This is a genomic window from Achromobacter spanius, from assembly GCF_029637605.1.
Taxonomy (GTDB): Bacteria; Pseudomonadota; Gammaproteobacteria; order Burkholderiales; family Burkholderiaceae_B; genus Achromobacter; species Achromobacter spanius_E.
This window is the reverse complement of sequence record NZ_CP121261.1, coordinates 4,353,683-4,378,805: the sequence shown is the minus strand read 5'-3', so window position 1 is coordinate 4,378,805 and position 25,123 is coordinate 4,353,683. Positions and strand designations below refer to the sequence as shown.

35 protein-coding genes are annotated in these 25,123 nt (G+C 61.0%); 27 read left to right on the top strand and 8 right to left on the bottom strand.

The genetic code is table 11. The features are described 5' to 3' along the window. The first annotated feature begins 48 nt into the window (after positions 1-48). The 14 genes from tuf (at position 49) to P8T11_RS19525 (ending at position 7,770) form a co-directional block, all read left to right on the top strand. The gene (tuf, locus tag P8T11_RS19590) at positions 49-1,239 is read left to right on the top strand and encodes an elongation factor Tu (protein WP_006221899.1); all 1,191 of its coding nucleotides are present in this window, start codon (positions 49-51) and stop codon (positions 1,237-1,239) included. Between the two features lie 74 nt (positions 1,240-1,313). After that, positions 1,314-1,625 carry a 30S ribosomal protein S10 gene (rpsJ, locus tag P8T11_RS19585; protein ID WP_003806903.1) on the top strand — a complete coding sequence of 104 codons (312 nt, stop codon included), beginning with the start codon at positions 1,314-1,316 and terminating at the stop codon, positions 1,623-1,625. Between the two features lie 358 nt (positions 1,626-1,983). Further along, positions 1,984-2,673, top strand: coding sequence for a 50S ribosomal protein L3 (gene rplC, locus P8T11_RS19580; RefSeq protein WP_268080462.1), 690 nt, complete (start codon positions 1,984-1,986; stop codon positions 2,671-2,673). A 4-nt stretch (positions 2,674-2,677) separates the two neighbouring features. Then, a complete protein-coding gene (gene rplD, locus P8T11_RS19575; RefSeq protein ID WP_006216558.1) occupies positions 2,678-3,298 on the top strand; it encodes a 50S ribosomal protein L4 in 621 nt (206 codons plus the stop codon). Then, entirely contained in the window at positions 3,295-3,591 is a 297-nt protein-coding gene (gene rplW, locus P8T11_RS19570) for a 50S ribosomal protein L23 (RefSeq protein WP_006216557.1), read from the top strand. The genes rplD and rplW overlap by 4 nt, the downstream gene beginning before the upstream one ends. Beyond that, positions 3,592-4,419: a 50S ribosomal protein L2 gene (rplB, locus tag P8T11_RS19565; protein WP_006216556.1), complete on the top strand. Its 828-nt coding sequence runs from the start codon at positions 3,592-3,594 to the stop codon at positions 4,417-4,419. 12 nt (positions 4,420-4,431) lie between these two features. Next, positions 4,432-4,707, top strand: coding sequence for a 30S ribosomal protein S19 (gene rpsS, locus P8T11_RS19560; protein ID WP_006216555.1), 276 nt, complete (start codon positions 4,432-4,434; stop codon positions 4,705-4,707). Positions 4,708-4,710: 3 nt separating this feature from the next. Continuing rightward, positions 4,711-5,040 (top strand): 50S ribosomal protein L22, encoded by a 330-nt coding sequence (rplV, locus tag P8T11_RS19555; RefSeq protein WP_006227021.1) that lies wholly within the window; start codon positions 4,711-4,713, stop codon positions 5,038-5,040. A gap of 9 nt (positions 5,041-5,049) precedes the next feature. Further along, positions 5,050-5,844, top strand: coding sequence for a 30S ribosomal protein S3 (gene rpsC / locus P8T11_RS19550; protein ID WP_050448288.1), 795 nt, complete (start codon positions 5,050-5,052; stop codon positions 5,842-5,844). A gap of 2 nt (positions 5,845-5,846) precedes the next feature. Then, entirely contained in the window at positions 5,847-6,263 is a 417-nt protein-coding gene (gene rplP, locus P8T11_RS19545) for a 50S ribosomal protein L16 (protein ID WP_006216552.1), read from the top strand. Positions 6,264-6,274: 11 nt separating this feature from the next. Next, positions 6,275-6,466 carry a 50S ribosomal protein L29 gene (rpmC, locus tag P8T11_RS19540; RefSeq protein ID WP_003806912.1) on the top strand — a complete coding sequence of 64 codons (192 nt, stop codon included), beginning with the start codon at positions 6,275-6,277 and terminating at the stop codon, positions 6,464-6,466. 2 nt (positions 6,467-6,468) lie between these two features. Beyond that, the gene (rpsQ, locus tag P8T11_RS19535) at positions 6,469-6,750 is read left to right on the top strand and encodes a 30S ribosomal protein S17 (RefSeq protein ID WP_006216549.1); all 282 of its coding nucleotides are present in this window, start codon (positions 6,469-6,471) and stop codon (positions 6,748-6,750) included. Positions 6,751-6,860: 110 nt separating this feature from the next. After that, positions 6,861-7,346 (top strand): hypothetical protein, encoded by a 486-nt coding sequence (locus tag P8T11_RS19530; protein WP_268080463.1) that lies wholly within the window; start codon positions 6,861-6,863, stop codon positions 7,344-7,346. 154 nt (positions 7,347-7,500) lie between these two features. Further along, entirely contained in the window at positions 7,501-7,770 is a 270-nt protein-coding gene (locus tag P8T11_RS19525; RefSeq protein ID WP_268080464.1) for a hypothetical protein, read from the top strand. Here P8T11_RS19525 and P8T11_RS19520 read toward each other — a convergent pair. Genes P8T11_RS19520 through P8T11_RS19495 form a run of 6 tightly spaced genes read right to left on the bottom strand, consistent with a single transcriptional unit; the run spans position 7,767 to position 13,472 of the window. Next, positions 7,767-8,834 (bottom strand): branched-chain amino acid ABC transporter permease, encoded by a 1,068-nt coding sequence (locus tag P8T11_RS19520; RefSeq protein WP_268080465.1) that lies wholly within the window; start codon positions 8,832-8,834, stop codon positions 7,767-7,769. The genes P8T11_RS19525 and P8T11_RS19520 overlap by 4 nt on opposite strands. A 10-nt stretch (positions 8,835-8,844) precedes the next feature. Further along, complete coding sequence (locus tag P8T11_RS19515; RefSeq protein WP_100853736.1) at positions 8,845-9,855, bottom strand: branched-chain amino acid ABC transporter permease; 1,011 nt, start codon at positions 9,853-9,855, stop codon at positions 8,845-8,847. Next, positions 9,852-10,604, bottom strand: coding sequence for an ABC transporter ATP-binding protein (locus tag P8T11_RS19510; RefSeq protein WP_268080466.1), 753 nt, complete (start codon positions 10,602-10,604; stop codon positions 9,852-9,854). Before P8T11_RS19510 ends, P8T11_RS19515 begins: the two co-directional genes overlap by 4 nt. After that, the gene (locus P8T11_RS19505; RefSeq protein WP_268080468.1) at positions 10,601-11,371 is read right to left on the bottom strand and encodes an ABC transporter ATP-binding protein; all 771 of its coding nucleotides are present in this window, start codon (positions 11,369-11,371) and stop codon (positions 10,601-10,603) included. The genes P8T11_RS19510 and P8T11_RS19505 overlap by 4 nt, the downstream gene beginning before the upstream one ends. 15 nt (positions 11,372-11,386) lie before the next feature. Beyond that, positions 11,387-12,559: a substrate-binding domain-containing protein gene (locus P8T11_RS19500; RefSeq protein ID WP_268080469.1), complete on the bottom strand. Its 1,173-nt coding sequence runs from the start codon at positions 12,557-12,559 to the stop codon at positions 11,387-11,389. A gap of 13 nt (positions 12,560-12,572) precedes the next feature. Further along, complete coding sequence (locus tag P8T11_RS19495) at positions 12,573-13,472, bottom strand: alpha/beta fold hydrolase (protein WP_268080470.1); 900 nt, start codon at positions 13,470-13,472, stop codon at positions 12,573-12,575. 161 nt (positions 13,473-13,633) lie between these two features. On the opposite strand from P8T11_RS19495, the gene P8T11_RS19490 reads away from it, so the two are divergent. Next, a complete protein-coding gene (locus P8T11_RS19490; RefSeq protein WP_268080471.1) occupies positions 13,634-14,617 on the top strand; it encodes a helix-turn-helix domain-containing protein in 984 nt (327 codons plus the stop codon). Here P8T11_RS19490 and P8T11_RS19485 read toward each other — a convergent pair. Further along, positions 14,586-16,754, bottom strand: a complete 2,169-nt coding sequence (locus P8T11_RS19485; protein ID WP_268080472.1) for a metallophosphoesterase — start codon at positions 16,752-16,754, stop codon at positions 14,586-14,588. The genes P8T11_RS19490 and P8T11_RS19485 overlap by 32 nt on opposite strands. Before the next feature lie 196 nt (positions 16,755-16,950). Then, complete coding sequence (locus tag P8T11_RS19480; RefSeq protein WP_268080473.1) at positions 16,951-18,378, bottom strand: NAD-dependent succinate-semialdehyde dehydrogenase; 1,428 nt, start codon at positions 18,376-18,378, stop codon at positions 16,951-16,953. A 192-nt stretch (positions 18,379-18,570) separates the two neighbouring features. Here P8T11_RS19480 and P8T11_RS19475 point away from each other — a divergent pair, with 192 nt between their 5' ends. The 12 genes from P8T11_RS19475 (at position 18,571) to secY (ending at position 25,123) form a co-directional block, all read left to right on the top strand. Further along, positions 18,571-19,323, top strand: coding sequence for an aspartyl/asparaginyl beta-hydroxylase domain-containing protein (locus tag P8T11_RS19475; RefSeq protein WP_268080474.1), 753 nt, complete (start codon positions 18,571-18,573; stop codon positions 19,321-19,323). A gap of 374 nt (positions 19,324-19,697) precedes the next feature. Then, complete coding sequence (gene rplN / locus P8T11_RS19470) at positions 19,698-20,066, top strand: 50S ribosomal protein L14 (protein ID WP_046807446.1); 369 nt, start codon at positions 19,698-19,700, stop codon at positions 20,064-20,066. A gap of 11 nt (positions 20,067-20,077) precedes the next feature. Further along, positions 20,078-20,398: a 50S ribosomal protein L24 gene (gene rplX / locus P8T11_RS19465; protein ID WP_056571030.1), complete on the top strand. Its 321-nt coding sequence runs from the start codon at positions 20,078-20,080 to the stop codon at positions 20,396-20,398. A gap of 12 nt (positions 20,399-20,410) precedes the next feature. Then, on the top strand, positions 20,411-20,950 hold the full coding sequence (gene rplE, locus P8T11_RS19460; protein ID WP_006216529.1) for a 50S ribosomal protein L5: 540 nt from the start codon (positions 20,411-20,413) through the stop codon (positions 20,948-20,950). A gap of 12 nt (positions 20,951-20,962) precedes the next feature. Then, positions 20,963-21,268, top strand: coding sequence for a 30S ribosomal protein S14 (rpsN, locus tag P8T11_RS19455; RefSeq protein ID WP_006216527.1), 306 nt, complete (start codon positions 20,963-20,965; stop codon positions 21,266-21,268). 10 nt (positions 21,269-21,278) lie between these two features. Next, entirely contained in the window at positions 21,279-21,674 is a 396-nt protein-coding gene (gene rpsH, locus P8T11_RS19450; RefSeq protein WP_006216525.1) for a 30S ribosomal protein S8, read from the top strand. Positions 21,675-21,686: 12 nt separating this feature from the next. Further along, positions 21,687-22,220, top strand: coding sequence for a 50S ribosomal protein L6 (rplF, locus tag P8T11_RS19445; protein ID WP_268080475.1), 534 nt, complete (start codon positions 21,687-21,689; stop codon positions 22,218-22,220). A 21-nt stretch (positions 22,221-22,241) separates the two neighbouring features. Beyond that, on the top strand, positions 22,242-22,607 hold the full coding sequence (gene rplR, locus P8T11_RS19440; protein ID WP_006227039.1) for a 50S ribosomal protein L18: 366 nt from the start codon (positions 22,242-22,244) through the stop codon (positions 22,605-22,607). A 15-nt stretch (positions 22,608-22,622) separates the two neighbouring features. Next, positions 22,623-23,144: a 30S ribosomal protein S5 gene (rpsE, locus tag P8T11_RS19435; protein WP_006216521.1), complete on the top strand. Its 522-nt coding sequence runs from the start codon at positions 22,623-22,625 to the stop codon at positions 23,142-23,144. 3 nt (positions 23,145-23,147) lie between these two features. After that, positions 23,148-23,333: a 50S ribosomal protein L30 gene (rpmD, locus tag P8T11_RS19430; protein WP_006216520.1), complete on the top strand. Its 186-nt coding sequence runs from the start codon at positions 23,148-23,150 to the stop codon at positions 23,331-23,333. A 9-nt stretch (positions 23,334-23,342) separates the two neighbouring features. Beyond that, positions 23,343-23,783 carry a 50S ribosomal protein L15 gene (rplO, locus tag P8T11_RS19425; RefSeq protein WP_013397002.1) on the top strand — a complete coding sequence of 147 codons (441 nt, stop codon included), beginning with the start codon at positions 23,343-23,345 and terminating at the stop codon, positions 23,781-23,783. Positions 23,784-23,797: 14 nt separating this feature from the next. Continuing rightward, complete coding sequence (gene secY, locus P8T11_RS19420; protein WP_054420844.1) at positions 23,798-25,123, top strand: preprotein translocase subunit SecY; 1,326 nt, start codon at positions 23,798-23,800, stop codon at positions 25,121-25,123.

The window sequence follows — 25,123 nt, the reverse complement described above, 5'->3', positions numbered from 1 at the left end:
GGTGGCCTGGCAGATTCAAGTTTCCTTGAAAGTTAAAGGATAGAGATCATGGCAAAAGGCAAGTTTGAACGTACCAAGCCGCACGTGAACGTGGGTACGATTGGTCACGTTGACCACGGCAAAACGACGTTGACGGCAGCTATCACGACCGTTCTGTCGAACAAGTTCGGTGGCGAAGCCAAGGGCTACGACCAGATCGATGCGACTCCTGAAGAAAAGGCTCGCGGCATCACGATCAACACCGCCCACGTCGAGTACGAAACGGAAGCGCGTCACTACGCTCACGTTGACTGCCCGGGCCACGCTGACTATGTGAAGAACATGATCACGGGCGCGGCGCAAATGGACGGCGCGATCCTGGTTGTGTCGGCCGCTGACGGCCCGATGCCGCAAACGCGTGAACACATCCTGCTGAGCCGTCAGGTTGGCGTGCCGTACATCATCGTCTTCCTGAACAAGGCTGACATGGTTGACGACGCCGAGCTGCTCGAGCTGGTGGAAATGGAAGTTCGCGAACTTCTGTCGAAGTACGACTTCCCGGGTGATGACACCCCGATCGTCAAGGGTTCGGCCAAGCTGGCGCTGGAAGGCGACAAGGGCGAACTGGGCGAGCAAGCCATCATGGCTCTGGCCGCTGCACTGGATTCGTACATCCCGACGCCCGAGCGCGCCGTGGACGGCACGTTCCTGATGCCGGTTGAAGATGTGTTCTCGATCTCGGGTCGTGGCACGGTGGTTACCGGCCGTATCGAACGCGGCATCGTGAAGGTCGGCGAAGAAATCGAAATCGTGGGCCTGGTGCCGACGGTCAAGACGACTTGCACGGGCGTTGAAATGTTCCGCAAGCTGCTGGACCAAGGTCAAGCTGGCGACAACGTGGGCATTCTGCTGCGCGGCACCAAGCGTGAAGACGTCCAGCGTGGCCAAGTTCTGGCCAAGCCGGGCTCGATCACGCCGCACACGGACTTCACGTCCGAGGTGTACATCCTGTCCAAGGAAGAAGGCGGCCGTCACACGCCGTTCTTCCAAGGCTATCGTCCCCAGTTCTACTTCCGCACGACGGACGTGACGGGCACGATCGAGCTGCCGGCCGACAAGGAAATGGTTCTGCCGGGCGACAACGTGGCCATGACGGTCAAGCTGTTGGCTCCGATCGCCATGGAAGAAGGCCTGCGTTTCGCCATCCGTGAAGGCGGTCGTACCGTCGGCGCCGGCGTCGTCGCCAAGATCCTGAAGTAATTCGGATCACTTAAGCAGCAAACAACCAGCGAGGGCGCCTCGTCGCCTTCGCCTCTCGTTCTTTAGGAAACGCCATGAAAAACCAAAAGATCCGTATCCGCTTGAAAGCTTTCGATTACAAGCTGATCGATCAATCGGCCGCTGAAATCGTCGACACCGCCAAGCGTACCGGCGCCGTTGTCCGCGGCCCGGTGCCGCTGCCCACGCGTATCCGTCGCTACGACGTCCTGCGTTCGCCGCACGTGAACAAGACGTCGCGCGACCAGTTCGAAATCCGTACCCACCAGCGCCTGATGGACATCGTTGATCCCACCGACAAGACCGTTGACGCCCTGATGCGTCTGGACCTGCCGGCCGGCGTCGACGTCGAAATCGCGCTGCAGTAAGGCGAACCGAGCCTGCTACCTTCGCCGGTAGGCTCGTAAAGAATGGCCGTATTCCCCAGGGAGTGCGGCCATTTTGTTTTTGCGGCGCAATGCCGCGGGTAGTGTGGCAAAACTGCTCACCTACACACGCCCAAAGCGGCTAAGTGCTTGTGCCGCCTGAAAAAATCATGCTAATATGCCAAGCTTGCCATTTTGTGGCAAGTCTAACTATGGGCGGATTAGCTTGAATTGCTCTTTGCTGCAAGGCAAAGAAGTCGCTAGAGGTAATACCAACCAGGTTGAACATAGTCGTAGGGCAAAGGCCGTTACCTTTTGCCTGATTAGCCCTGACCAATCGCAGTCAGGAATGGAGAAAACGATGTCGAATTCGACACCCACGCCCGCCGCTCACCGGCTGGGGCTGGTGGGTCGCAAGGTCGGCATGACCCGCATTTTTACCGAGGAAGGTGAATCCATCCCGGTAACCGTGCTGGACGTGTCTAACAACCGCGTGACCCAAGTTAAGTCGCTGGAAACCGACGGCTACGCCGCGATCCAGGTGGCTTATGGCACTCGTCGTGCCTCGCGTGTGGCTCAGCCGCAAACGGGCCACTACGCCAAAGCCGGCACTGAAGCCGGTAGCATCCTCAAAGAATTCCGCCTTGATCCCGCTCGCGCTGCAGAATTTGCAGCTGGTGCCGTGATTGCCGTGGAATCCGTGTTCGAAGCCGGCCAACAGGTCGACGTGACGGGCACGACCATTGGTAAAGGCTTCGCCGGTACCATCAAGCGTCACCACTTCGGTTCGCAACGCGCGTCGCACGGTAACTCCCGTTCGCACCGCGTCCCGGGCTCGATTGGTCAAGCACAAGATCCGGGCCGTATTTTCCCGGGTAAGCGCATGGCTGGTCACCTGGGTGATGTCACCCGCACCGTTCAAAACCTCGACGTCGTTCGCGTTGACGTTGAGCGCGGCCTGCTGCTGGTCAAGGGCGCTGTCCCCGGCCACGCTGGCGCCGACATCGTCGTGCGCCCGGCCATCAAGGCCCCGGCCAAGAAGGGAGCGTAAGTAAATGGATCTCAAGCTCCTGAACGACCAAGGTCAGGCCGCTGCTACGTTCAGCGCGCCCGATACGATCTTCGGCCGTGACTTCAACGAAGCACTGATTCATCAGATCGTGGTGGCTTTCCAAGCCAATGCCCGTGCCGGCAACCGCGCTCAGAAGGATCGTGCCGAAGTTAAGCACTCGACCAAGAAGCCCTGGCGCCAGAAGGGTACCGGCCGCGCACGCGCTGGTATGACTTCGTCGCCGCTGTGGCGTGGCGGTGGTCGGATTTTCCCGAACTCGCCCGAAGAGAACTTCAGCCAGAAGGTCAACAAGAAGATGTACCGCGCCGGGATCCGTTCGATCTTGTCGCAACTGGCTCGTGAAGACCGTATCGCCGTTGTCGAATCGTTTGATCTGGAATCGCCCAAGACCAAGGCTGCTGCTGCAAAGCTGAAGAGCCTGGGCCTGGACTCGGTCCTGATCATCACCGACAGCGTTGATGAGAATGTTTACCTCGCCACCCGCAACCTGCCGCACGTTGCTGTTGTCGAGCCCCGTTATGCCGATCCGTTGTCGCTGGTCCACTACAAGAAAGTGCTGATCACCAAGCCGGCCATCGCTCAACTCGAGGAGATGCTGGGATGAACGCTGAACGCTTGATGCAAGTCATTCTGGCTCCGATCGTGACCGAAAAGGCCACGTTCGTCGCTGAGAAGAATCAGCAAGTCGCTTTCCGTGTCGTGGCTGACGCTACCAAGCCGGAAATCAAGGCTGCCGTCGAACTGCTCTTCAAGGTGCAGGTCGAGTCCGTGCAGGTCCTCAACCGTAAGGGCAAAGTCAAGCGCTTTGGCCGATTCGTTGGCCGCCGCCGTAATGAGCGCAAGGCTTACGTGTCGCTCAAGGACGGCCAGGAAATCGACTTTGCGGAGGTGAAGTAAATGGCCCTCGTAAAAGTTAAGCCGACTTCGGCTGGCCGCCGTGGCATGGTGAAGGTTGTTAGCCCGAACCTGCACAAGGGTGAGCCCTACGCGCCGCTGCTGGAAAAGAAGACCCGTGGTTCTGGCCGTAACAACAACGGTCACATCACGATCCGTCACCGTGGTGGTGGTCACAAGCAACACTACCGTGTCGTCGACTTCCGTCGCGACAAGGACGGTATCCCGGCAAAGGTCGAGCGTCTGGAATATGACCCCAACCGTACGGCGCACATCGCACTGCTGTGCTACGCCGACGGCGAACGTCGTTACATCATCGCTCCGCGTGGTCTGGAAGTGGGTGCTACCTTGCTGTCGGGCACCGATGCTCCGATCCGCGCTGGTAACACGCTGCCGATCCGCAACATCCCGGTGGGTACGACGATTCACTGCGTCGAAATGCTGCCTGGCAAGGGTGCTCAAATGGTCCGTTCGGCCGGCGCTTCCGCCGTCCTGCTGGCTCGCGAAGGCATCTACGCTCAGGTTCGTCTGCGCTCGGGTGAAGTTCGCCGTGTGCACATCGAATGCCGCGCCACCATTGGTGAAGTCGGTAACGAAGAACACAGCCTGCGCCAAATCGGCAAGGCCGGTGCAATGCGTTGGCGTGGTATCCGCCCGACGGTCCGTGGCGTTGCCATGAACCCGGTGGATCACCCGCACGGTGGCGGCGAAGGCCGTACCGGTGAAGCACGCGAGCCGGTCAGCCCGTGGGGCACCCCGGCGAAGGGTTTCAAGACCCGTCGCAACAAGCGGACGAACAATATGATCGTCCAACGGCGCAAGCGCAAGTAAGAGGCGAACACTATGTCACGTTCGATCAAGAAAGGCCCGTTTGTCGATGCTCACCTGATCAAAAAGGTGGACACGGCCGTCGCGGGCAAAGACAAGAAGCCGATCAAGACCTGGTCGCGTCGTTCCACGATCCTGCCCGAGTTCATCGGCCTGACGATCGCGGTCCACAACGGCAAGCAACATGTCCCCGTGTACATCAACGAGAACATGGTCGGTCACAAGCTGGGCGAGTTCGCGCTGACCCGTACGTTCAAGGGCCACGCTGCGGACAAGAAGGCGAAGAGGTAAGCGATGGAAACTACTGCCATTATCCGTGGGGTGCACATCTCGGCACAGAAGACCCGTCTGGTTGCGGACTTGATCCGTGGTCAGAAGGTCGGTCGTGCCCTGGAAATCCTCACCTTCTCGCCGAAGAAGGCTGCCGTCATCCTGAAGAAGGCTGTCGAGTCCGCCATCGCCAACGCCGAGCACAACGACGGCGCCGATATCGACGAACTGAAAGTCACCACGATTTTTGTGGACAAGGCTCAGTCGATGAAGCGCTTCTCCGCTCGCGCCAAGGGCCGCGGCAACCGTATCGAGAAGCAGACTTGCCATATCACGGTCAAGGTCGGAGCTTAAGGAGTCACGATGGGTCAGAAAATTCACCCCACTGGGTTCCGTCTCGCGGTCACCCGTAATTGGTCCTCGCGTTGGTTCGCCGACGACAAGGCCTTCGGCACGATGCTTGCCGAAGACATTCGCGTTCGCGAGTACCTGAAAAAGAAGCTCAAGAGCGCCTCCGTTGGTCGCGTGATCATCGAGCGTCCGGCCAAGAATGCCCGCATCACCGTCTACTCGGCTCGTCCGGGCGTGGTGATCGGCAAGCGCGGCGAGGACATCGAAAACCTGAAGGCCGATCTGCAGCGTCTGATGGGCGTGCCTGTGCACGTCAACATCGAGGAAATCCGCAAGCCGGAAACCGATGCTCAACTGATCGCCGACTCGATTTCGCAACAGCTCGAGAAGCGCATCATGTTCCGTCGCGCAATGAAGCGCGCGATGCAAAACGCGATGCGTCTGGGTGCCCAAGGCATCAAGATCATGAGCGCGGGTCGTTTGAACGGTATCGAAATTGCTCGCACCGAGTGGTATCGCGAAGGCCGTGTGCCGCTGCACACCCTCAAGGCCAATATTGACTACGGCACCTCCGAAGCCCACACCACTTATGGCGTGATCGGCATCAAGGTCTGGGTCTATAAGGGCGACATGCTGGCTAACGGCGAATTGCCGCCGGAAACCGCTACCCCGCGCGAAGAAGAACGTCGTCCGCGCCGCGCTCCGCGTGGTGATCGTCCGGACGGTGCTCGCACCGGTCGTCCGGGTGGCCGTGGTCGTGGTGGTCCCCGCAAGGCGGACGCTGCTCCGGCGCCTGAAGGAGAATAACCATGCTGCAACCCTCTCGCAGAAAGTATCGCAAAGAGCAGAAGGGCCGCAACACCGGTCTGGCGACCCGTGGTACCCACGTGTCGTTTGGCGAATTCGGTCTGAAGGCCACCGGCCGTGGCCGTCTGACCGCTCGCCAGATCGAAGCCGCTCGTCGTGCTATCAATCGTCACATCAAGCGTGGCGGCCGTATCTGGATTCGCATTTTCCCGGATAAGCCCATCTCGCAGAAGCCCGCCGAAGTCCGTATGGGTAACGGTAAGGGTAATCCTGAGTACTGGGTCGCTGAAATTCAGCCCGGCAAAGTGCTCTACGAAATGGAAGGTGTGAGCGAAGAGATCGCGCGTGAAGCTTTCCGCCTGGCCGCTGCCAAGCTGCCGATTTCGACCACGTTCGTCGCGCGTCATATCGGTGCTTAAGGAGTACTAACATGAAAGCTAGCGAACTCCGTTCGAAAGACGCCGCCGAGCTCGGCAAAGAGCTCGAAAGCCTGCTGAAGGCACAATTCGGTCTGCGTATGCAGAAGGCCACGCAGCAACTGGCCAACACCAGCCAGCTGCGCAACGTGCGTCGCGACATTGCGCGCGTTCGTACCTTGCTGACCGAGAAGGCAGGGAAATAAACATGAGCGAAACTCAAAACACCCAAGTGGCCAAGCGCCAGCGTACGCTGGTTGGCAAGGTCGTCAGCAACAAGATGGACAAGACTGTCGTCGTGCTCGTTGAGCGCCGCGTCAAGCACCCCATCTTCGGCAAGATCATCATGCGTTCCGCGAAGTACAAGGCGCACGATGAATCGAACCAATACAACGAAGGCGATACGGTTGAAATCGCTGAAGGCCGTCCCATCTCGCGCTCGAAGTCGTGGCGTGTGGTGCGTCTGGTTGAAGCCGCACGTATCATCTAAGTAAAGCAGTCATCGGAACGGTTTGCCGTTCTGATATAAAACGGCAAGGGCTAAACCCCTTGCCGTTTTTTTTGTCCTTGAGGTCTATCCCGATGCGGGTCAGAAACATCATGCGCGGTACCGTGCGGGCCTATGTGTTTGGCGCCGCTTTGTGCCTGGCTGGCGCGGCGGCCGCGCAAGGCGTGAACCCGAAGGCAGGCACTGCTCCGGCGCCTGCACTCGATGACGCCCGTGCGGGCAAGAACGTCTTGAACGCCGGGCCCGATCCCCGCGTCAAGCCGCCTCCCGGATCCCGTGACCACGGCGCCATATTCGGGTCGGATGACGAGGACGAGCAAGCGTTGGCATCGCAGGAACAGACTCTGGAAAATCAGCGCAATCAACTGCTATTGCTGGAGCACCTGTTCACCCAGAAGCCGGCTGGTGCCGCTGCGGCTGCGCCGGCCATGATGCCGCTGAATACGGGTTCGACGATGAGGCCATTGCAGCCCACTCCGGCAGGCTCGCAGCTTGACCGAGGCAAGACCGACGAGATGCAGCGGCGTGTCGACAGCCTGCGGCGCGAAGCGGATACGCTGCGCCAAAGCGGAAAGTGACTGCCGCCGCGGTTGTTGCCTGGTCTTTACCGCCTTTGAAACGCAGCGTAGCCACTGTCGGCGCCTGCGTTGTTACAACCCCACCATGGCTCCTGATATAAATCCTGTCAGCGCATCCCTTGCGCTGACAATTCCGACCACAGGAGTCGCATACATGATCAAGTCCGCGGGCAAGCTCGGCGTTGCAGGTTTGATGGCGTTGGCGAGTGCGGGGTTCTCGGCAGCCGCAAGCGCTCAGAGCATTGTTTTCAAGGATGTGGAGATCTCTCGGCCCATCCACGACAGCGTGCTGGTTGTCGGCAGTGATAGTCGTGCGCGCGCGGGCATGGAAGTCCGGGAATTGCAGAGGGCGATGGATCAGGTCCGAGACCAAACCCGTACCTTGGATGACCTGAAGAACCAGAACCGCGCGTCCAGGCGCTAGCACCTCCGCGCGAACTCCCTTAGCCGCCCCGCGATTCCCGTGGGGAAGTAATACACCGACACCACGAACAGAATCCCCAGCCATAGCAGCCAGCGGTCAGGTTCGAATAGCAACGCCAATGGCGCAACGCCCGTTACCGCGTCGTGGATGACTTGCAGGCCGTCTTGCAGATAGCTTTGGGCGAATACGAACAGGCTCGCACCCACCACGGCGCCATACATCGTCCCCATGCCACCAATCACCAGCATCAGCAGGATGTTCAGCATGATTTCGAATGACAGTGTGGTGTCCGGGCCGTTGTAGCGCAGCCAAAGTGCGTACAGCGCGCCGGCCAGCGTGGCGAACGCGGCGGCGAGCAGGTTCGACAGGCTGCGATACAGCACAGTGCGATAGCCGATGGCCTCGGCACGGAAGGGGTTCTCGCGAATGGCCTGGAGCACGCGGCCGAACGGCGAATTGACGATGCGCAGCAGCATCAGGAACAACACCACGCACACCGCGGCGATCAGGTAGTAAGTGATGATGCGGCCGTCGATCGTGATGCCGAAGACGGGTTCAGACAAGGGTCGGAACGCCGGTCGCAGCAGTTGCGGCACCTTGAAGTTCAGGCCGTCTTCACCGCCTGTCAGGTCCGACAATTGCGACACCAGCGTCTGGAACGCGGCGGCAACCGCCAGCGTGATCATCGCGTAGAAAATGGCGCGCACCCGCAGGCTGGCCAATCCAATCAGCAATGCAAAGGCCAGCGACACAGCGAGACCCGCTCCCACGCCCGCGAATACCGCCGCCCACCCTGGCTCCATCCGGATGCTGGCGATCGCCACGCCATAGGCGCCGATGCCGAAGAACATGGTGTGAGCAAAACTCACGATGCCGGTGTAGCCCAGCAGCAGGTCATAGCTGGCAACCAGAATCACGAACACCAGGATCTTTGCCGCCACCGCCAGCGACTTGGGACCGGGAAAGAGGAATGGCGCGGCAGCGAGCAGGGCAACGATCGCAATCAGCGCAAGCGCCAGCAGGCGGCTGCGAGGCGGGTCGCCGGAGAGCAGGCGGAATGACATGTCTGGGCTCCTAGCGGTTCGTGACCGGGTACACGCCTTGCGGGCGCCACAACAAAATGGCGACCATCAGCGCGATGTTCGAAAACAGGGCGGCCTTGGGAAGCAGGAAGCCGGTGTAGTTGGCCATCAAGCCGACCAGCAACGCGCCGATCAGGCAGCCGACCGTGGAGCCCAGGCCGCCGATCATGATGACGATGAAGATCAGCACGTTCACCTGTGCCCCCAGTTGCGGCACGATCGACTGCTGGTACATGCCCCACAGCACGCCGCCCAGCCCCGCGAGCATCGACCCCGCGACGAACACGCCCACGAACAGGTGGCGGATACGGTAGCCCAGGCTTTCGACCATCTCGCGGTCTTCGACGCCCGCGCGGATCAATAGCCCCAGCTTGGTACGGTTCAGCAGCCAAAGCATGCCACCCAGCACCAACACGCCGACAGCCAAGGCAACGATCCGGAACTTCTCAATAGCCGCATCACCCAGCAGGAACGCGCCACGCAGCGCCTCGGGCAGCGGCAGCGAAAGCGTTTGCGGACCCCAGATCATCTTGATGATCTCTTCGCCGATGATCATGCCGCCCATCGTGATCAGGATCTGCTTCAGATGCTGCCCATACACCGGACGCACGATCACCCGTTCAAAGGCCAGGCCGACGGCGCCTGCCACCAGCATGCCCACGATCATGGCCGGTAGAACGGCGGCCAGGTTCATCCACAGGCTGCCCGTCTGGGTCCAGTCGGACATCGCGCCCAGCACGGTCGCCGCCATGTAGGCGCCAATGGCGATGAACAGGCCGTGGCCGAAGTTCAGGACGTCCATCAGCCCGAACACCAGCGTCATGCCGGACGCGACGATGAAGATGATCATGCCCATAGCCAGGCCCGCCAGCGTCAGCGTGATCCAGGTTGAGAACGAACCCACCAACGGCAGCGCGAGCGCGGCCAGCGCCAGCACAAGCAGAACCGGGCGCAGATCCGCACGTACGCGCGGCAGGGGTGTATCGATATCCAGCGTGCTCATTGATGGCTTCCCAACGACAGGCCCAGTAGTCGCGTTTGTAGTGCGTCGTCTTGCGCCAGCGCCAGCATGCCGCCCGCATGGACGACGCGGCCGTTATCCATGACGGCCACATGGTCGCCGACCAGCCGCGCGAAGTTGAAGTTCTGTTCGACCAGCAAAATGGTGGTGGACGCTTGCTTGAGTTCCAGGAAGGCGTCGATCATGTTCTGGATGATGGCGGGCGCGAGGCCCTTGCTGGGCTCGTCGATCAGCAGCAGCCGGCGCGGCTCGATGATGGCGCGCGCCACCGCCAGCATCTGCTTTTGTCCACCTGACAGCTTGCCGGCCGGGTGCAGCCAGAATTTCCGTAGCGCGGGGAAAAACCCGAATATCCATTCCAGTCTGCTCGTGTCGAGCTGATCCACGTTCTTGGCCTGACGCGCGGCCAGCAGAATGTTCTCTTTTACGGACAGGTCCGCAAAGATCCCCATGTTCTCTGGCACATAGGCCATGCCCATGCGCGCCATGTCGGGCGGTGACTTGCGCGTTGCCGGCCCGCCGATGGGCGCGCCGTCGAACGTCACCTGGCCTTGCGACGCGCGCCACAATCCCATGACGGTGCGCAGCGTGGTGGTCTTGCCGGCGCCATTACGGCCAAGCAGCATGGTGACGGCCGCGGCCGGTACCGACAGGTTCACGCCATGCAGGATGTGATACGCACCAATGTGCGTGTGCACGTCCTTGAGTTCAAGCAACAGGGGCGCGCTCATGCCGGCTTCTCCGTGGGGGCGACGCCCAGGTACGCCTGTTGCACGATGGGCGATGCGATGACGGCGGCGGGTTCGCCATCGGCCATCAACTGGCCGTTATGCAGCACGACGATGCGGTCGGCAAGTTCGCGCACGACGTCCATCTTGTGTTCAACCAGCAGTATCGTTTTTGACGGGTCGCTCTTGAGCTCCCGGATCAGTTCCAGCACCACCGGCACGTCGTCCACGCTCATGCCCGCCGTGGGCTCATCGAACATGAAAACCCGCGGCTCCAGCGCGATCAGCATGGCGATTTCCAACTTGCGCTGATCGCCATGCGGCAGGTCCGCGGCGGCCTGGTCACGGCGAGCCGACAGGCGGGTGCGTTCAAGCAGCCCATCCGCGCGCGCCAGCAGATTCCGGTCTTCATCCCACGTTCGCCAGAAACGGATCTGACGCCAGCTCATGCCTTGCTGCCGGGATTGCAGCGCCAGCCGTACGTTCTCGTGTACGGACAGACGCGGAAACAACTGCGTCAACTGAAACGCGCGACCCAGCCCCGCATGCATGCGCGCGGGGGCGGATAGCGAGGTCAGGTCGCGCCCATTCAAGCGCACCGAGCCCGCGCTTGCGCGCAACTGTCCAGAGATCAGATTGAAGTACGTGGTTTTGCCTGCGCCGTTCGGGCCGACGATGGCCGTCAGTGTGCCCGGGGTGTAGCGGCAACTGACGTCGTTGACGGCCACGTGCCCGCCGAAACGGATGGTGAGCGATTGGGTTTCCAGCATTGCGGCAAAGGGCCTTCAGCGTTTGTTCTGGATGGGTACGTTCATCTGGTCCGGTGTGATTTCCTTGACCAGGTCCTGCACGGCCCACGGCACAGACGGATCGTTCTTGATGCGGAAGTGGTACATCGACTGCATGGCCTGGTGGTCTTCAGGGCGGAAGGTCATCTTGCCTTTGGGGGTATCGAAGCTCATGCCCTCCATGGCCTTGATCAGCGTGTCCGTGTCCGAGTCACCGGCAGTCTTGTTCAGCGCCGCCGCGATCGCGATACCTGCGGACATGCCGCCCGCCGTGAAGAAGTCCGGAGGTTGGCCGTAGCGCTTCTGGTGTTCGGCCACGAGCCAATCGTTGACGGGATTCTTCGGAATGCCGTAGTAGTAGTACGTGGCGCCTTCCATGCCGGCCAACGACTTAAGCGGCGTCATTGCGGCCAGCGTGTTGCCGCCAGTGGCGATTTCGATGCCGAAGCGCTTGGGGTCCAGGTCCGCGATCTTGAACGGATTGCCGGCGCCCGCCCACAGGATGAAGATGATCTTGCGGCCCGGCTTGTCCTTCAGCGCATCAAACAGGCGTTGTGCGCCCGCGGTGAAGTCGGTGGCGTTGGCGGGCAGGTACTCCTCGTGGACAATCTTGGCGTTCTTCAGGGCGCCCTTGAAGGCTTTCACGCCATCCCGGCCAAAGGCATAGTCTTGCGCCAGCATGGCGATGGAGGTGCCGGCCTGGTCGAACGCCACGGCGTTGGCGATGGCGTCTTGCGACGAATTGCGGCCGGTGCGGAAGATGTACTTGTTCCATTTGGCTCCGGTGATGGAGTCAGCCACGGCGGGCTCTACCAGCAGGATCTTCTCGTATTCTTCGGCGATGGGCAGCATGGCCAGCGCGACACCAGACGAGGTTGGGCCGACAGCAATGTCGGCGTTGTCGTCCGCATAGGCCGAGGCCAACTCCGCCCGGGCGACGTCCGGCTTGCCCTGGTTGTCTTTTTCGATGACCCGGATCTTGCGGCCCGCCACGGTCATCGTGCCTTGCGTGGCGTATTCCAAGCCCAGCATCAGGCCGGTCTGTGTCTGTTTGGCGTAGGCCTCCAGCGGCCCGGTCTTGTCGTAGACATGGGCCACCACAAAGTCTTTGGCGGCCACCGCCGAGTTCATGCAAAGGGCAGCCAGCGCGGCCAGCAAAATGCGATTCATGGAAAATCTCCTGTTATCTGTGGGCGTGGGCGTCCGCCATCGGGTCCGGCGTGGCAAGGAACTGACGGATGGCGTCGATTTGCGGCGCCACGTTCAACGCGGGGGCGTGGCCGCAGTCGGGGAAGTCGATGCGCGTGGCGCGTGGGCCGCGTTGCGTCATGGCATGAGCGACTTCGGGCAGCAGCAGGTCGGAGTCGGCGCCGCGCAGGAGCAGCAAGGGCATGCGCAGCGTGTCGTAGCCGCTCCAGCGGTTGTAGTCATCGGGATGGTGCTTGAATTGCCCGACGATGGCGGGGTCGTAATGCGCCGTGACGCGCCCATCGGGCAGGCGCCTGACCGAGGTTTCGGCCATGCGCCGCCATTGCGTGTCGCTCTGCCAGCCGTAAGGCTTGTAGGCCACACGCAGCCACGCTTCCAGTTCGGTGACGGTATCGAACGCGGGCGGGTTGCCTGCGTAGGCGAGGATGCGGTCGACAGCAGGTTGGGGCAGTTCGGGACCGATGTCGTTGACGACCAGGTGCGAGATGCGGTCGCGCAAGGTGGTGGCAGCGGCGTGCATGCCGGTTGCGCCGCCCATCGACGTGCCGACCCAACGCATGCGCGCAAGCGATAGGCCATCGGCCAGTGCGAGTGCCAGACGCGCGTAGAAATCCAGCCGGTATTCGGACACCGGGTCGGGGCTCCATTGCGAGAGGCCGCGGCCGATCGTATCTGGGCAGATGATGCGGTAGTCGTTCGCCAGCGCTTGTGCCAGGTCGTCGAAATCACGGCCGGTGCGGGCCAGGCCGTGCCACATGACGACGGGGGGCGCATCCGGCGCGCCCCATTCCATGTAGTGCAGTTCGCGGCCCTCGCAGCGCAAATAGCGTGAAGCCGGCATGTGGCGGTCGGCCGTTGCGGGCGCGTTTGCCATGAGTCTCCTCCCGGGTTGTCCAGGTTGTGTGCTTATCGGGCTGACTATAGACTTGCGCCAGACGCATCCACAATGCGCCGCGCACCCCAGAGCAGGGAGAGTCAAGAGCTTGTAGACGCAAGATCAAATTGCGCTTGCCGCCGCGTTCAGGAGACCGAGACATGCCCGATACGGAATTCGCCATTTCGGCCACTGCTGGCGCCGACGGGCGTGAGCAATGGCGAGCGGCTTTGGCGGACGCATTCGGCCCGTTCGAGGTACATCGCGGCAAGCCGGATCATTTTGCCGGGCATGTGCGCTACGCCCGCCGCGCCAGCCTGCAATTCAATGACCTGCACTACCAGGGACAGAAGCTGGAGCGGACGGCGGGAAACGTGTCGCGGCTGGACCAGGAGTTCTACACGTTCGGCCTGCCGTTGTCTGGCCCGCTTGCCGTGCGCCAGCAGGGCCGTGAATTTCAGGTCGAGCCGGGCTGTGTGTACCTGATGAACCAGAGCCTGCCTTATCAGGCAACGGCGCTGGGCTCATCGGGCTACCGCAGCCTGAGCGTGTCGTTTCCGCGCAGCGCCTTGTCGCAGCGGGATTCACGCATCGGCGCATTCCACAAGCTGCGCATCGACGACGGCTCGCCGCGTGGCGCGATGCTGGCCAGCTACATGGACCATCTATTCAAAGGCATGGGCGGCTGGTCGGACACCGAGGTGACCGAGCTTGGCGAACGCTTGATCGATTTGATCGTGCTGTTCCTGGTGCAGCCGGGGCAGGGGCATGCTTCGGAATCCGATAGCAGCGTCACCTTGGCGCATCGGCAACGCGTGCTGGCGTATATCCGGCAGCACCTGGCAGACCCCGCGCTGTCGCCGCAGCAGGTGGCGCAGGGCTGTGGTGTGTCGGTGGCCTATCTGCACCGCATCTTTCGGGCAGGCGGCCTGTCGGTGGAGTCCTTCATCTTTGATCAGCGCCTGGACAAGTGCCGCGAGCTCCTGCTGGATTCGCGGCACCGTCATCGTGGCATCGGCGAACTGGCGTACCAGGTGGGCTTCACTCACCCATCGCATTTCAGCCGGCTGTTCAAGAACCGCTTCGGCATGACGCCGCGCGATCTTCGAACGCTTAGAACGGCGAAGGCTGGTTCGACAGATTGACGATGCTGTTGGTGGTCAGGTCCAACTGGATGTGTTCCGACGGGGCGCCCGCGGCCAGCTTCAACATGATCGCCATCAGCGGCTTGAAGCGCGCCTTGAACAGGTCTGCCAGCGTGTTGGCGTTGCTGACGCTGTTGCCGCTCATCTGAACCGACGCGTTGCTATTGGCAAGCGCTTGGGCCAACAGCTTGTACTGTTTGGCGCGCTGCGCCGGGATGTCGGCAAACGCCAGGTCGCCCGCGTTGGCGATGCGCACGAAGTCACCCGCCATGTCCAGCGCCTTCCACTGCGCAAAGTCCGACAACTGCATGCCGTTGGCTTGCGCCAGGGCTTGAGCGCGGGCTTGGGCGTCCGCCACGTTGCCGGCATAAGCGGCGTTGCTGGCGCCGCTTCCGCCGCCCTCGGCAAGGCAAGCGAAGAAGGCGGAAGTCAGATTGTTCTGATCGCCGGTATTCGCCAGTTCCTTGAGTGTGACGGTGGTTTGCAGTTGCGACAGCGTCAGCAGGTCAGCGCCGGTGAGCGGGCTCTTGACCAGTTCACGCATTTCGCAGCGCCAGTCGTCGTTGAGCAGGCGCAGGCGCACCAATTCGCTCATGTAGCGATAGGTGAAGTCGCCGTAGTCCTTGGCGTCCAGGATCGACACGTCCCAGCGGGCCGGCGTCGTGTAGGCGTTCTCGGCGCGGTACAGGTCGAACAGCTCGTCAAAGCGCGGCACCTTGTCCAGACGGATGGTCTGCACTTCGATCTCGTCCGCGCTATGTAGCGTCATCAGTTTGTAGGCCGGCACGTAGGCCGCCATGGACGGCGCCTGGATGTTGAACAGCGCCGTGTCGGCCCCGTAGTTGCGCACCGCCATGTCGTTGAAGTGCATGTGGCCGCCCACGTGCACTTTCAAACCGGTTTCAGCCAGCGCCCGCGTGGTGTTCTCGGCCGGGCGGCGGATCATCTGCATCTTGTTGGCGCCCAGCAGCGCCTCGATGTCGTCCGACGCGCCGTTGAAGAACTCCGACATCGGAAAGTGGCTGAATGCGATGACCTGTTTGCCCTGCGCCTTGCCGCGCGCGACCACGTCCGTCAGCCATTTGATGACGTGGGCCTTGTGCGTGAGCATCTTGTTGTAGCCCTGGTCGCCTGAGCCGGTGAAGTCATTCGCACCGATGCCGGTGGGCACATAGACGTTGGCGTCGATGCCAACCAGCCAGACGCCCTTGACCGGTTCCACCACGTAGGACGTATCCGGAACCATCTTGCATAGCGTGTAGTTCTGCGGCTTGTTCGGGCCGCCCGTGCCTTCCGCGCAGATCTCGTACTGGCGGTTGATCCAGTTGGCTTGATCGCGTGCGGTGGTGTAGTCGTAGTCTTCGTACTTGTAGGTGCTGTACGGCGTTTCGTAATAGACGTTCTGCGGCTGTGGCATGAAGCCGTGCTGCTTCAACGCGTCGGTGATGCCGGCGTATCCCATGTGCAGGACTTCTTCCGTGCAGTAGGTGCTGCCGATCAGCGCCCAGTCGCCGCCGTAGGGCGTGCTGCAGGCGGCATTGCCACCACGGCTGTAGATCGGTTGCGAGAAGCCGATGGCGCCGGTTACCGGGTCCAGGCCCAGGTAGTCGCTTTTGCCGGCGGCCTGGTTGAAGGGGCGATTGGGGTCATGGTTGCCCGGGGCCGCGAAGAACTGAATGCCGTGCTTCTTCGAATAGTCGTCCATGATCTTGACCAGGCCGCGCATGTGCACGGGCTGCCCATCATCCGAAAAGTCGCCTGGCAGCGCGATGTACTTCACACCGCGCGACACGGCGTCATCCAGCGCGGCCAGGAAGGCGAAGTAGTTTTCGTTGAACAGGCGGGTCGACGTCAGTTGCGCGTACATCGTCCGGATGGTGGCGTTGTCGCCATGCTTCGGATTCGGGATGCCCGGGAACGAGCCATCCTTGAAGTCGGCGTAGACGTCGTGGAAGTGGATGTCGGGCATGAACGCGACTTGCACGGGGGCGGGCGGCGCGACCGGCGTCTCCGTGACAGGCGGGGGCGTCTCGGGGACCGGGGAACCGTTGTCGTCATCGTCGCCGCCACAAGCGACGAGCAGGGCTACGAGCGTGGCAGCGCCAGCCGTGCGGGCAAAGCGGGAGTAGACATTCATTGCGCGTACATTTCCATGAAAAGGGGGCAGACAGTTCCTGGTTCAAGGTCAGGTGTCTGTCAGCGAAGCGCAATGTTCCCGGACACCTATGACAGCATCATGAAACACATGGAGTGCTTGCCGCGTGGCGCTTGGCGCTTGGGGCGGGACGAAAAAAAAGCCCCTTGCGGGGCTTTTGGCTGACGGTCGGAACCGATCAGATGTGTGTGATGAATTTCGTGACGAGATAACCGTCGAACGTTTCCAGGCCGCCTTCGCTGCCGATGCCGCTGTCCTTGATGCCGCCAAACGGCGTCTCGGCCAGCGCGCTGCCAAAGTGGTTGATGTTGACCATGCCGGCTTCCAGGCCGTTGGAAACCTTGGTTGCCGTCTTCAACGAGTTCGTGAACACGTAGGACGACAGGCCGAACGGCAGGCTATTGGCGCGGCGCAGGACTTCGTCGGTGTCCTTGAAGCGAACCACGGGCGCCACGGGGCCGAAGGGTTCTTCGGTCATCAGCATGGAGTCGTCGGGCAGCTCGGTCACGACGGTGGGGGCGAAGAAGAAGCCCTTGCGGTCCAGGGGGCCGCCGCCGACCACGACCTTGCCGCCATGCTTCTTGGCGTCGTCGATGAAGGCGCTCATGGCGGGCACGCGGCGTTCATGCGCCAGCGGACCCATGTCGGTACCGGCTTCCAGGCCGTCGCCAACCTTGATGTTCTTCAGCACGTCGGAGAAGCGCGCCAGGAACTGTTCGTAGGCGCCTTCCTGCACGTAGAAGCGGGTGGGCGACACGCAGACCTGACCGGCGTTGCGGACTTTGAACTTGGCCAGCATTTCAGCGGCGCGGTCGATGTCGGCGTCGTCGAACACCAGCACGGGCGAATGGCCGCCCAGTTCCATAGTGACGCGCTTCATGTGTGCGCCGGCCAGCGCTGCCAGTTGCTTGCCCACCGGCACGGAGCCTGTGAACGACACCTTGCGCACGATCGGCGAACGGATCAGGTAGTCGGAAATTTTGGCGGGTTCGCCCCAGACGATGTTCAGGCAGCCCTTGGGCAGGCCGGCGTCGTGGAACATGCGAGCAATCGCCATGACGGCGCTGGGCGAGTCTTCCGGGCCCTTCAGCACCACCGTGCAGCCGGCGCCAATTGCGGCGGCGATCTTGCGGATGGCCTGGTTGTACGGGAAGTTCCAGGGCGTGAATGCGGCACACACGCCGATGGGTTCACGCACGACGAACTGGCGCACGTCCGGGTTGCGGGGCGGGACCACGCGGCCGTAAATGCGGCGGCATTCTTCGGCGTGCCAGTCAGCGTGCTCGGCGCAGGAGGTAACTTCGCCCACGGCTTCGGCCAGCGGCTTGCCCTGGTCCAAGGTCATGTTGCGGCCGATTTCCTTGGCGCGCTCGCGCGACAGCGTTGCAACCTTGCGCAAGATGGCGGAACGATCCATCGGAGAAGACTTCTTCCACGATTCGAACGCGCGCTGCGCGGCGGCTAGCGCACGGTCCAGATCCGCTTCCGTGGCGTGAGGCAACTGGCCAAGTACTTCCAGCGTGGCCGGGTTGATGACGTCCTGGGTGCGCCTACCCTCGCCGGAGATGAATTCGCCGTCGATATACAGCGCCAACTGTTCATACATGCCTGTCGTTCCTTGCGAAATGGGAGTGGAGTGCGATCGCGTATCGCCCACGCCAGTCTAAACCAGCTTGCGTGCGGCGGGGAGGTCCAATCCGCATTGCGAGATTGGGGCCAATCCAGAGGTCGAGCCTTGCAAGGCCGTGCGCGCTTGGACACAATGGGGTCCTCTTCGCAGCCTGCTTCCACATTTACCGTGCAACCCGTTGACGCGCATTCCGGCAGCAAACCCAGTCTGTACTCCCGCCTGCTTTTTCGCTTTATCGATTGGCTGCGCCACCGGATAGCACGAGCATCGCTGGTGGGCGACAAGCCAATCTTCCAGAACAGCCAGTTCCCGTGGATCCCCGAGCTTGAATCTCGCACCCCGGCTATCCGCGCGGAACTTACGGAATTATTGGCCGAGCGCCAGCTCCTGCCATCGTTTCACGAGATTTCGCCGGACGTGGGCATGATTACGTCTGACGACCAGTGGAAGACCTTCCTTTTCATGGGATATGGGCTGCGTTCCGAGCGCAACCTGGCGCGTTGCCCGGAGACCGCGCGCGCCCTGCTGGGCATACCCGGCATCCGAAGCGCGTTCTTTTCGATCCTGGAGCCTGGCAAACGGATCCCGCTGCATACCGGCCCCTACAACGGCGTACTGCGCCTGCACCTGGGCTTGGTAGTGCCGGAGCCAGCCGAGCGTTGCTGGATCGAGGTCGGGGGCGAGCGGTACCACTGGCAGGAAGGTCAGGCGGTGGTGTTCGACGACCTGTATCCCCACCAAGTCCATAACGACACAACCGGCCTGCGGGCGGTGTTGTTCGTCGACTTTGAACGCCCCTGCCGAGTTCCGGTAAAATGGCTGAATCGCCTGGTGCTCAGGGCTGCGCCGTTCACGGACGAAATCCGTCGCGGCAAGGCCAACCATGACGCCTGGGAGAAGGGCTACTACCGTCAGAAATAGGGGCGGATAGCCCGAAAACCGTTCCCCTTGTAGGGGAGCGTGGTCTTTTGTGCGTGATTCCAACAAAGTGCTTGCGCTCAAAAATTAACCACGCTAGAATGATCAGCTTTCCCAGATTGTCGATTGAGTTAAGGGACGTTTAGCACCAAAAGCTAGCTTCTGAACTCGTCGTGTTGGGGGAATACCCGCAGGATTTCAACCCAGGGTCGTTGCGTTGCCAACCCGTTGCAGGGGTAGAGCGAAAGCTCTAGATCTACAACACAAAAGCAGGGCGGCAGACCTGACGGGACCAAAACTGGCAGGAATTGCAGAGTTCCTCGGGGGGAAAACCCCGGGAAAACAGTATTTCCAGTTAAGTTGGAACAGGAAAAATCATGATCCAAATGCAGACCACGCTGGACGTGGCCGATAACACTGGTGCGCGTCATGTCATGTGCATTAAGGTGCTCGGTGGCTCCAAGCGCCGTTATGCCGGTATCGGCGACATCATCAAGGTGAGCGTCAAAGATGCGGCTCCGCGCGGACGCGTCAAGAAAGGCGAAATTTACAATGCCGTGGTGGTTCGTACCGCCAAGGGCGTGCGCCGTAAAGACGGTTCGCTGATTAAGTTCGGTGGCAATGCCGCCGTATTGCTCAACGCCAAGCTGGAGCCCATCGGCACCCGCATCTTCGGACCCGTTACGCGTGAACTGCGTACCGAGAAGTTCATGAAGATCGTGTCGTTGGCCCCGGAAGTGCTGTAAGGAGCCCTACGATGAACAACATTCGTAAAGGCGACGAAGTCATCGTCCTGACCGGCCGCGACAAGAAGCGTCGCGGTACCGTGCTGGCACGTGTTGATGCCGACCACGTTCTGGTCGAAGGCGTCAACGTTGCCAAGAAGCACGTGAAAGCCAACCCGATGGCTAACAACCCGGGCGGGATTGTCGAAAAGACCATGCCGATCCACATCTCGAATGTGGCGCTCTTCAACCCCGCAACCGGTCGTGGCGACCGCGTGGGCGTTCAAGAAGTCGAAGGTCGCAAGGTCCGCGTGTTCCGTTCCAATGGTGCCGTTGTCGGCGCCAAGGCGTAAGGGGCGATAGACATGTCTCGTTTGCAAGATTTCTACAAGAGCAAGGTCGCTGGCGACCTGCAGGCCAAGTTTGGCTACAAGAGCGTCATGGAAGTGCCGCGCATCACCAAGATCACCCTGAACATGGGTGTCTCGGAAGCCGTGTCCGATAAGAAGGTTATCGAACACGCGGTGTCGGACCTGACCAAGATCGCTGGCCAAAAGCCTGTCGTGACGAAGACCAAGAAGGCTATCGCCGGTTTCAAGATCCGCGAAAACTACCCGATTGGTTGCATGGTCACGTTGCGTGGTCAACGCATGTACGAATTCCTGGATCGCCTCGTTGCGGTCGCGCTGCCTCGCGTGCGCGACTTCCGTGGTATCTCGGGTCGTGCATTTGACGGCCGTGGCAACTACAACATCGGGGTGAAAGAGCAAATCATTTTCCCCGAAATCGAGTACGACAAGATCGACGCGCTGCGTGGGCTGAACATCAGCATCACCACCTCCGCGAAGACCGACGAAGAAGCCAAGGCGCTGTTGACGGCCTTCAGCTTCCCGTTCCGTAACTAAGGGGCTGATGACGTGGCTAAACTTTCCCTCATCAATCGCGACATCAAGCGCGCCAAGCTGGCTGACAAGTTCGCTGCCAAGCGCGCTGAGTTGAAGGCGATCATCGACGACCAGTCGAAGACCGACGAAGAACGTTACCAAGCTCGGCTCAAGCTGCAACAGCTGCCGCGCAATGCCAATCCGACGCGCCAACGTAACCGTTGCGTGGTCACCGGTCGTCCGCGCGGTGTGTTCCGCAAGTTCGGCCTGACGCGTCACAAACTGCGTGAAATGGCGATGAAGGGCGAAATCCCCGGCATCACCAAGGCCAGCTGGTAGGAGATACATTATGAGCATGAGCGATCCCATCGCCGATATGCTGACCCGCATTCGCAATGCGCAGCAAGTGGACAAAGTTACGGTGAGCATGCCCTCCTCGAAGCTGAAGGCGGCTATTGCCGCTGTGCTGAAAGACGAAGGCTACATCGACAGCTTTGAAATCAAGGGCACCCAGGCCAAGCCTGAGCTCGAGATCACCCTGAAGTACTACGCTGGCCGTCCGGTTATCGAGCGCATTGAACGCGTTTCGCGCCCCGGTCTGCGTATCTACAAGGGCCGTACCAGCATTCCTCAGGTCATGAACGGCCTGGGCGTGGCTATCGTTTCGACCTCGCGCGGCGTCATGACCGACCGTAAGGCTCGCGCCAACGGCGTCGGCGGCGAAGTGCTGTGCTACGTGGCCTAAGGAGAAATTCGAATGTCACGTATCGCTAAGTATCCGGTCGAACTGCCCAAGGGTGTCGAAGCTGACATCAAGCAGGATCAGATCACTGTCAAGGGCCCGATGGGTACCCTGACTCAAGCCCTGACTGGCGACGTCACGGTTGCGATGGATGACGGCAAGCTCACGTTTGCCGCCGCCAACGAAACTCGTCACGCCAATGCCATGTCGGGTACCGTGCGCGCTCTGGTGGCCAATATGGTTACCGGCGTGAGCAAGGGCTTCGAGCGCAAGCTGACCCTGGTTGGCGTGGGTTACCGCGCCTCGATCCAAGGCGATGCCGTTAAGCTGCAGCTCGGTTTCTCGCACGACGTTTTGCATCAGTTGCCGGCCGGTATCAAGGCCGAATGCCCCACCCAGACGGAAATCGTCATCAAGGGCGCCAACAAGCAAGTCGTCGGTCAGATGGCCGCTGAAATCCGCGCGTACCGCGAACCCGAACCCTACAAGGGCAAGGGTGTGCGTTACTCGGACGAACGCGTCGTCATCAAAGAAACCAAGAAGAAATAACGGCGCACGCAAGGACGAATCATGGACAAAAAAGTTTCCCGTTTGCGTCGTGCGGTTCCGACCCGCCGGAAGATCAACGAGCTGCGCGTTCACCGCCTCTCGGTCTTCCGCTCGAACCAGCACATCTACGCCAACATCATTTCGCCGGAAGGCGATCGCGTTCTGGTCAGCGCCTCGACGGTGGAAGCCGAAGTGCGTGCGCAACTGGCCGGCCAAACCGGTCAGGGTGGCAACACTGCCGCTGCGACGCTGGTTGGCAAGCGCGTGGCCGAAAAGGCCAAGGCTGCCGGTATTGAACTGGTCGCTTTCGATCGCTCGGGCTTTCGTTACCATGGCCGCGTGAAAGCGCTGGCCGATGCCGCGCGTGAAGCCGGCCTGAAGTTCTAAGCGAGGATCTGTCAAATGGCTAAAGTACAAGGCAAGAACGCCGCGGAAAAAGAGAACGATGACGGCCTCCGCGAAAAGATGATCGCGGTCAACCGCGTGAGCAAAGTGGTCAAGGGTGGTCGCACCATGAGCTTTGCCGCGCTGACCGTGGTTGGCGATGGCGATGGTCGCGTCGGCATGGGTAAGGGCAAGGCGCGTGAAGTGCCGGTGTCCGTCCAGAAGGCAATGGAACAGGCCCGTCGCGGCATGTTCAAGGTTGCTCTGAAGAACGGCACGCTGCACCACACCGTGGTTGGCAAGCATGGCGCCGCTACCGTGCTGATCTCGCCGGCTGCTGAAGGTACTGGCGTTATCGCCGGCGGCCCGATGCGCGCTATTTTTGAAGTGATGGGTGTGCGTAACGTGGTTGCCAAGAGCCTGGGCTCGAGCAACCCCTACAACATGGTTCGCGCCACGTTGAATGGTCTGCGCGCTTCCCTGACCCCGGCCGATGTTGCTGCCAAGCGCGGCAAGTCGGTCGAAGAAATCCTGGGGTAAATCATGGCTCAGAAGCAGATCAAAGTGACCCTCGTGCGCTCCGTGATCGGTACCAAGCAATCGCACCGTGACACGGTTCGCGGTTTGGGCTTGGGCCGCATCAACAGCAGCCGCGTGTTGGTCGATACGCCCGAGGTGCGTGGGATGATCCGTAAGGTGGATTATCTCGTTTCCGTCTCGGAAGCCTAAGGAATCACCATGTCGGATATGCAACTTAATTCGCTGAAGCCCGCTGAGGGCAGCAAGCACGCCAAGCGCCGCGTCGGCCGTGGTATCGGTTCGGGTCTGGGTAAAACCGCCGGCCGTGGCCACAAAGGTCAGAAGTCGCGCTCGGGCGGTTTCCATAAGGTTGGCTTCGAAGGCGGTCAAATGCCGCTGCAGCGTCGTCTGCCCAAGCGTGGTTTCACCCCGCTCGGTCAGCACCTGTACGCCGAAGTTCGTCTGTCGGACCTGCAAGCCCTGCCCATCGACGAAGTCGACGTGCAAGTGCTCAAGGCGGCTGGCGTGATTGGTCAGGCGGTTCGTTACGCCAAGGTCATCAAGTCGGGTGAACTCTCGCGCAAGGTCGTGCTCAAGGGCATTACCGCGACGGCCGGCGCTCGCGCCGCCATCGAAGGCGCGGGCGGCTCGCTTGCTTGATCATGAGGTGACGAGTGGCTAACGCGCAGGCATTGGGCAAAACCGGAGCACGGTACGGTGATTTGAAGCGCCGTCTTGTGTTCCTGGTGCTCGCTCTGGTGGTTTACCGTTTGGGTACACACATCCCCGTACCGGGTATTAATCCGGATGCGCTGGCGGACTTGTTCCGTCAGAACCAGGGCGGGATCCTGGGCCTGTTCAACATGTTCTCGGGTGGGGCGCTCTCGCGTTTCTCGATTTTTGCCCTGGGGATCATGCCGTACATTTCGGCATCCATCATCATGCAGTTGATGTCGGTGGTGGTGCCGTCGCTGGAAGCGCTCAAGAAAGAGGGCGAATCCGGTCGTCGGAAGATTACCCAATACACCCGCTACGGCACAGTCGTGCTGGCGCTGGTGCAAGCAGTGGGCATTTCGGTAGCGTTGGAGTCCCAACAGGGACTGGTGATCGATCCGGGTATGCTGTTTCGCTTCACGACCATTGTGACTCTGGTCACCGGCACCATGTTCGTCATGTGGCTGGGTGAACAGATCACTGAGCGTGGTCTTGGCAACGGGATTTCCATCCTGATCTTCGCAGGTATCGTTGCGGGTCTGCCCGCGGCGCTGGCTGCACTGTTGGACCTGGTCCGCACCAACGCGATGTCCGTGCTTTCGGCACTGTTCATTGTGGCTTTGGTGGTGCTGGTTACCGCTTTTGTGGTGTTCGTGGAACGCGGACAGCGCAAGATCACGGTGAACTACGCCAAGCGTCAGGTCGGCAACAAGGTCTACGGTGGTCAAAGCTCGCATTTGCCGCTGAAGCTGAACATGGCAGGGGTGATTCCGCCGATTTTCGCATCGTCGATCATTCTGTTCCCGGCCACGATCACGAGCTGGTTCTCCAGCAGTGAGAACATGCGCTGGCTTAGCGACCTGGCCGCGGCCCTGTCGCCTCGTCAACCGCTCTACATCACGCTGTACTCCGTCGCGATTATTTTCTTCTGCTTTTTCTACACGGCTCTGGTGTTCAACAGCCGCGAAACGGCGGACAACCTGAAGAAGAGTGGTGCGTTTGTTCCGGGTATTCGTCCGGGCGAGCAAACGGCGCGCTACATCGACAAGATCCTGATGCGTCTGACGCTCGCAGGTGCCTTGTACATCACATTGGTGTGCCTGTTGCCTGAATTCTTGGTGATGCGCTGGAACGTTCCCTTCTACTTCGGTGGTACGTCTCTGTTGATTATTGTGGTGGTGACGATGGATTTCATGGCACAGGTTCAGGCCTACATGATGTCTCACCAGTACGACTCGTTGCTCAAGAAGGCCAACTTCAAGGGCGCGGGTTTGCCGATGCGGTAA